8 protein-coding genes are annotated in these 6311 nt (G+C 70.3%); 5 read left to right on the top strand and 3 right to left on the bottom strand.

The genetic code is table 11. From position 1 onward, the window contains the following. The first annotated feature begins 82 nt into the window (after positions 1–82). Both KV106_RS30850 and KV106_RS30845 read left to right on the top strand, forming a co-directional pair. Complete coding sequence (locus KV106_RS30850; RefSeq protein WP_093340911.1) at positions 83–1030, top strand: LysR family transcriptional regulator; 948 nt, start codon at positions 83–85, stop codon at positions 1028–1030. Positions 1031–1170: 140 nt separating this feature from the next. Further along, a complete protein-coding gene (locus KV106_RS30845; protein ID WP_057592930.1) occupies positions 1171–2862 on the top strand; it encodes an OFA family MFS transporter in 1692 nt (563 codons plus the stop codon). Positions 2863–2896: 34 nt separating this feature from the next. On the opposite strand, the gene KV106_RS30840 is transcribed toward KV106_RS30845, so the two are convergent. Further along, a complete protein-coding gene (locus KV106_RS30840) occupies positions 2897–3472 on the bottom strand; it encodes a molybdopterin-binding protein (protein WP_261214912.1) in 576 nt (191 codons plus the stop codon). 170 nt (positions 3473–3642) lie between these two features. Between KV106_RS30840 and KV106_RS30835 the strand changes: the two genes are divergently transcribed. Together KV106_RS30835 and tsaA are read left to right on the top strand one after the other, a co-directional pair. Then, entirely contained in the window at positions 3643–3990 is a 348-nt protein-coding gene (locus KV106_RS30835) for a winged helix-turn-helix domain-containing protein (protein WP_057592932.1), read from the top strand. Next, positions 3987–4484, top strand: a complete 498-nt coding sequence (gene tsaA, locus KV106_RS30830) for a tRNA (N6-threonylcarbamoyladenosine(37)-N6)-methyltransferase TrmO (RefSeq protein WP_261214903.1) — start codon at positions 3987–3989, stop codon at positions 4482–4484. The genes KV106_RS30835 and tsaA overlap by 4 nt, the downstream gene beginning before the upstream one ends. On the opposite strand, the gene KV106_RS30825 is transcribed toward tsaA, so the two are convergent. Further along, positions 4481–5125, bottom strand: a complete 645-nt coding sequence (locus KV106_RS30825; RefSeq protein ID WP_261214901.1) for a nitroreductase family protein — start codon at positions 5123–5125, stop codon at positions 4481–4483. The two genes, tsaA and KV106_RS30825, sit on opposite strands and share 4 nt — an antisense overlap. After that, a complete protein-coding gene (locus tag KV106_RS30820) occupies positions 5122–5418 on the bottom strand; it encodes a hypothetical protein (protein WP_261214899.1) in 297 nt (98 codons plus the stop codon). Before KV106_RS30820 ends, KV106_RS30825 begins: the two co-directional genes overlap by 4 nt. A 192-nt stretch (positions 5419–5610) precedes the next feature. Between KV106_RS30820 and modB the strand changes: the two genes are divergently transcribed. Further along, on the top strand, positions 5611–6294 hold the full coding sequence (modB, locus tag KV106_RS30815; protein ID WP_057592935.1) for a molybdate ABC transporter permease subunit: 684 nt from the start codon (positions 5611–5613) through the stop codon (positions 6292–6294). Positions 6295–6311 lie beyond the last annotated feature (17 nt).

The following is a 6311-nucleotide window of genomic DNA, read 5'->3' as shown; positions in this document are numbered from 1 at the left end:
GCGGGGGACATTCGCGGAGGGAAGTACCCGCTGTCCTGTGCACGCGCCCCGAACAGCAGCACATAGAAGCAAGGACAGCGAGATGAACCTCCTCGCCTCCATGCGCTACCTCGTAGCCCTCAGCGAACACAAGCATTTCGGCCGCGCCGCCGCCGCCTGCCACATCACCCAGCCCGCGCTGTCCAACGCCCTGCGCGCGCTCGAGTCCGAATTCGGCGTCGTCATCGTCAAGCGCGCCCGCGTCTACGTCGGCCTCACGCACGAGGGCGAACGCGTGCTCGCCACCGCGCAACGCATGCTGCGCGACAACGAAGTGCTGCTGCAGGAATTGCGCAGCGAGGCCGGAGAACCGCGCGGCAGCCTGCGCATGGCGGCCGTGCCCACGGCGATACCCATGCTCTCGCGCTTCGCGGCCATGCTGCACCAGCGCCATCCGGGCATCGTGCCCGGCGTCATCTCCATGAGTTCGCAGGAGCTCGAGACCGGCCTCGAGAGCCTCTCGGTCGATCTTGCGCTCGGCTACACCGAGCGCATGCACATGCCCGGCATCAAGCTCACCGCCTGGCCGCAGAGCATCGAGCATTACTTTCTTCTGCGCCGCGCCGCCGTGCCCTCCGACGACCAACTGCGCATCGGCAAGCCCCTGGCCTGGGCCGAGGCCGCGAAGCTGCCGCTGTGCCTGCTCACGCCCGACATGCACAACCGCGCCATCGTCGACCAGGCACTGCGCGAGGCCGTCGGCACCGTCGTGGCGCCGGCCATCGAGACCAACTCCGTGCTCGCGCTCGTGCTGGCCGTCATCGCCGGCACGGTCAGCAGCGTGCTGCCCGGCGCCATGGTCGCGGCCGTGCGCAGCTACCGCGAGCTCGAGGCCCTGCCGCTGGTGGCACCCGAGGTTCTCACCCCGATCGGCTTCATGACCCAGGACGGCGTGCGTGCCTCGCGCGCCCTCGAGGCCGCGCTGGCCTTCCTGCAGACGCCCGAGTGGCTCGCCCAGGCCGCGCTGCACAGCGGCACGCTGGGCGAATAGCAGGCGTGGCGGTCGCCATTTAGTTCTTGAATCGGCCCATGCGCCGATCGAATTTGACGGCGCATGGCCGCGCCGCCCACACTCCGCCGCCGGAAATTTTCAACAGTCCGTTTTTCCAGATCCGGCAATTTAGGAGTGATATGGCAGGTTCAACTGCAGGCGTTCTCGAGGGAGATCGCATCCAAGGCTCGGGCGCCGCGCCCGGCTTCCTCGACAAGGAACGCATCATCGCCGGCCCCGGCTACAACCGCTGGCTGGTCCCGCCTGCAGCATTGGCCATCCACCTGTGCATCGGCATGGCCTATGGCTTCTCGGTGTTCTGGCTGCCGCTGTCGAAGGCGCTCGCCACCGCCGGCACCGGCGCCCAGGCCTGCGCGCGCGAGATGAGCTTCTTCGCCGAGCTGTTCGCCACCCACTGCGACTGGCGCGTGGCCACGCTGGGCTGGATGTACACCCTGTTCTTCGTCTTCCTCGGCTGCTCGGCGGCCCTGTGGGGCGGCTGGCTCGAACGCGCGGGTCCGCGCAAGGCCGGCGTGGTGTCGGCCGTGTGCTGGTGCGGCGGCATGCTGCTGTCGGCGCTGGGCATCCACCTGCACCAGTTCTGGCTCATGATCCTCGGCTCGGGCGTCATCGGCGGCATCGGGCTCGGCCTGGGCTATATCTCGCCGGTCAGCACGCTGATCAAGTGGTTTCCCGACCGCCGCGGCATGGCCACCGGCATGGCCATCATGGGCTTCGGCGGCGGCGCGATGATCGGCTCGCCGCTCGCGGTCGACCTCATGAAGCGCTTCTCGGATGCGCACGACGTCGGCGTGATGCAGACCTTCGTCGTGATGGCGCTCGGCTACTTCGTCTTCATGATGGCCGGCGCGCTCGGCTACCGCGTGCCGCCCACGGGCTGGAAGCCGGCCGGCTGGACGCCACCGCCCGCGCAGGCCGGCAACGCCATGATCACGCAGCGCCACGTGCACGTGAAGAAGGTCTGGGGCATTCCGCAGTTCTGGCTCGTGTGGCTGGTGCTGTGCATGAACGTGAGCGCCGGCATCGGCGTGATCGGCATCTCCTCGCCGATGCTGCAGGAAGTGTTCGGCGGCGCGCTGATCGACCTGCCGGGCAAGTTCGGCGAACTCGACAAGACCCAGCTCGCGGCCATCGCGGTCGTGGCCGGCGGCTTCACCGCGCTGCTGTCGCTGTTCAACATCGGCGGGCGCTTCGTCTGGGCCAGCCTGTCCGACAAGCTCGGCCGCAAGCTCACCTACACCGTGTTCTTCGTGCTCGGCGCGGTGCTCTACGCGAGCATTCCCTCGTCGGCCGGCGCGGGCAGCAAGCTCTTGTTCGTGGGCGCCTGCTGCGTCATCGTCTCGATGTACGGCGGCGGCTTCTCCACGGTGCCGGCCTACCTGGCCGACCTGTTCGGCACCCAGTTCGTGGGCGCCATCCACGGCCGCCTGCTGACGGCCTGGGCCACGGCCGGCATCCTCGGCCCGGTGGTCGTGAACTACATGCGCGAGTACCAGCTCGGCCTGGGCCTGCCGCGCGAGCAGGTCTACAACCAGACCATGTACATCCTCGTGGGCATGCTGGCGATCGGCTTCATCGCCAACCTGCTGGTGCGCCCGGTGGCCGACAAGCACTTCATGAGCGATGCCGAACTCGCCATCGAGAAGAAGCTCGCGCACGAGAAGGCCGCGGCCTCCGAAGTGGGCGAGGGCTCGGGCCGTGCCGACACCGTGAGCCCCGTGGTCGTGGTGCTGGCCTGGGCCGCGGTGGGCATTCCGCTGGCCTGGGGCGTCTACAAGACGCTGATCAGCGCGGCCAAGTTCTTCCACTGAAACCTTGCCGGGGCCCGCGGCCCCGGCTGCATCGTCAGCGCCCCGAAGGCTGCGCCGCGAACACCTCGATCGCGGCCAGCCGCGCCACCGAACGGCCCGGCTTCTGGTCGCCGGCCACCACCAGGCGCGCCGCGCCGTTGCGGCCCAGCGGCGTGCCGTTGCGCGCATAGGCCAAGAGCGCCGTCCTGTTGCCGAATTCCGGCGACATCTCCCCCAGCGACACCACCGCGCGATAGCCGTCGCTGCCGATCGCCACCACGTACATCGACAGCAGCGGGTTGCGCACGCGCGCATCGGCCTGCAGCCCGACCGCGGGATCGTTGAGCAGCGACCACAGGCTCACGCCCGTGTAGGTGTCGGCACCGACCGTGAGCGTGGCCGCGGGCATGGCGCGCAGCTCGGCGAGATCGAAGCGCGCGCGCTTCAGTACCGCCCCCGAGACTGTGAAGGCCGGCGAGGCCTCGTCGCTGGCCGAGGGGCCATGGCCCGAGGCCGCGGCCGGCGCGGCGGGGGGCGTGCCGGCGCAGCCCGCGAGCAGGGCGACGATCGCGGCGATGCCGAGCAGCCGGCGCGCGGTGCTGCCGGGGGCTTCGAGGGACAGGGGGCGCATGGTTCGATTCCTCATCCGATGGCGGGCCGGCGTGGCCCGGCCCTGGCGCTGTGTTCATTCTGACATGACGACTTCGACGGACGAGCCGGCGCCATCGGGTAATCCGGCGGCCGGGCCGGCCGCCGCATCGTTTACCCTTCTCGCCCACGCCCGCGCTTTTTCCGTCCGCCATGAAATCCAAAGTCCAGTTCCGCCTGCGCGTCTACCGCGACGACGTCATCGCCATCGGCCCCGGCAAGATCGCCGTGCTCGAGGCCGTGGCCGAGACCGGTTCGATCTCGGGCGCGGCCCGGCTGCTGGGCATGTCGTATCGCCGTGCCTGGATGCTGATCGACGAGATGAACCATGCGCTGAGCTCGCCCGCGGTGAACACCGCCGCCGGTGGCTCGCACGGCGGTGGCACGGCGCTCACGCCGGTGGGCGAGGAGATCGTCAAGCACTACCGCGCGATCGAGAATGCCGCGCGGCTGGCCACGGCCGCCGACATCCGCGCGCTCACGCGGCTGCTCGCGCCATGAGCGCCGAAGCGCGCGACGAGATCGTGCTGCGCCCCGTGGGCGTGGTGCGCAGCCATTTCACCGAGGCCACCGGCATGCCGATCCAGACCGCGGGCGCGCCCGAGGAGACGGGCCGCGTCGAGGTCCACCCCGAATTCGTGCCGGGGCTGCGCGACATCGAGGGCTTCGACTACCTGATCCTGATCACGCGGCTGCATGCCTGCGAGAACGAGAAGCTCGAGGTCGTGCCCTTCCTCGACGATGCCTCGCACGGCGTCTTCGCCACGCGCGCGCCCGCGCGGCCCAACCGGCTCGGGCTGTCGATCGTGCGGCTCACGGCGGTGGAGGGCGGCATCCTGCACTTCAGCGGCAACGACATGATGGACGGCACCCCGGTGCTCGACATCAAGCCCTACGTGCCGCGCTTCGACGTGCGCGAGACCGGGCGCGTGGGCTGGTTCGGCGCGCGGCTCGAACGCTTGCCCGATACCCGCTCCGACGACCGGATGCGCTAGTCCGTTCCCGGCGGCGGTAGCGAATCGGGCGACGCCACCCACGGCGCCTCGCCCTGCCAGCACGACCACACGTTCTGCGACAGCGTCTCGCGCGGCTGCGGCGGCGCCTGCGCGATCGTGCCCACGCTGATGAAGCCGGCCAGTTCCTCGCCGGGCTGCACGCCGAGCTGGCGTGCCAGCGTCTCGTCGAAGCAGCGCTCGCCACTGAGCACGATCGCGCCGTAGCCGAGCTGGTGCGCCGCGCTCAGGATGTTGCCGAGCGCCGCGCCGGCGCTGAGCCACTGCTCGCGCGCGGGCACCTGGCTGCGCGCGCGCGGCGACACCACGAAGGCCAGCAGCAGCGGCGGCTGGGTCGCGTGCTCGCGCGCGCGGCCCAGGTCGGCGGGGCTCGCGAGCGGGTCGCGCCGCAGCTTCTCCTGCTCGAAGCAATCGGCCAGCGCCTCGCGGCTCGCGGGCCTGAACTCGATCACGCGCCAGGGATGCAGCGCGCCGTGGTCGGGCGCGCGCAGGCCGGCCTGCAGCAGGCCGTCGAGTTCCTCGGGATTGGGGCCGGGCGGCTGCAGCCGGCGCGGCGAGACCGAACGCCGCGTCAGCAGCACCTCGAGGATGCGCTCGGCACCCGTCATGTGGCGCCACCTCATGGCCGGCGCTGCGGATCCCCGTGTTCGAGCCGCTCGACCCAGGCGGCCTTGCGGCGCAGCACCTCGCCGATGTCGTGCGCGTCGGCCTGGCCGACCAGGAAGGACTGGCTCTCGCCGCCCGGTGCCACGATCGACAGCACCACGCCGCCGTCGCCCTCGAGCGTGCGCTCGACGCGCCATTCCTGGACCTGCGTCACCTGGCGCAGCTCGGGCCGGCCGGAGATCGAGCGGACAACGGTGTCGTGGGCGGAGGAGCGCATGGTCGGCGGTCGGTCCTGGTCCTCGTGGGACATGGGGTGGATCTCGCGCCGCGGCCCTGGGGGTGAAGAGTCCTCGACGCTGTATCTGCCAGTATATGGAGGAGGCCCGGGATATGCATCCGTCGCGCTCCCGGCGCACACTGGATTTACCCTAATAAAACCTGGAACCCGTGTTCCATCGCCGAGCCGTGCCGGCGCGTCATGCAACAATTACGCCGTATCTTCATGAACACGACGCAATCGCTCATCACGCAGACCGACTGGCATCCGCTGGTGCTGTCGATCCAGGTCGCCACCGTGGCGACGCTGCTGGCGCTGGTCGTCGGGCTGGCGCTGGGCTGGCTGTTCGCGCGCAAGCGCTTCTGGGGCCACAGCGTGCTCGAGGCGGTGTTCATGCTGCCGCTGGTGCTGCCGCCCACCGTCATCGGCTACGGCATCCTGGTGGTGGCGGGGCGGCGCAGCCCGCTCGGCGCCTGGATGCGCGAGCACTTCGACTACACCATCATCTTCAGCTGGCATGGCGCCGTGGTGGCTTCGGCCGTGGTCGCGCTGCCGCTGGTGCTCAAGTCGGCCAGCGCCGCCTTCGCGGGCGTCGACCGCTCGCTCGAGGCCGCGGCCAGCACCCTGCGGCAGTCGCGCTTCTCGGTGTTCCTGCGCGTCACCCTGCCGCTGGCCTGGCCCGGCATCCTGGCCGGCACGCTGCTGGCGTTCGCGCGCGCCATGGGCGAGTTCGGCGCCTCGCTGATGGTGGCCGGCTCGATCCCGCAACAGACCCAGACCCTGTCGATGGCGATCTACGACGCCGTGCAGGCCGGCCACGACGAGCTCGCGCTGCTGCTGGTGATCGTGACCTCGCTGCTGTCGATCACGGTGCTGGTGCTGTCCAACCGTTTCTTTTCCCTTCGCTGATTCATCCAGGAGCTTCG

The sequence above is a fragment of the Variovorax endophyticus genome (assembly GCF_025376855.1).
GTDB lineage: Bacteria > Pseudomonadota > Gammaproteobacteria > Burkholderiales > Burkholderiaceae_C > Variovorax.
Note: the sequence above shows the minus strand (reverse complement) of the source record. Positions and strands in the feature narration are given on the sequence as shown.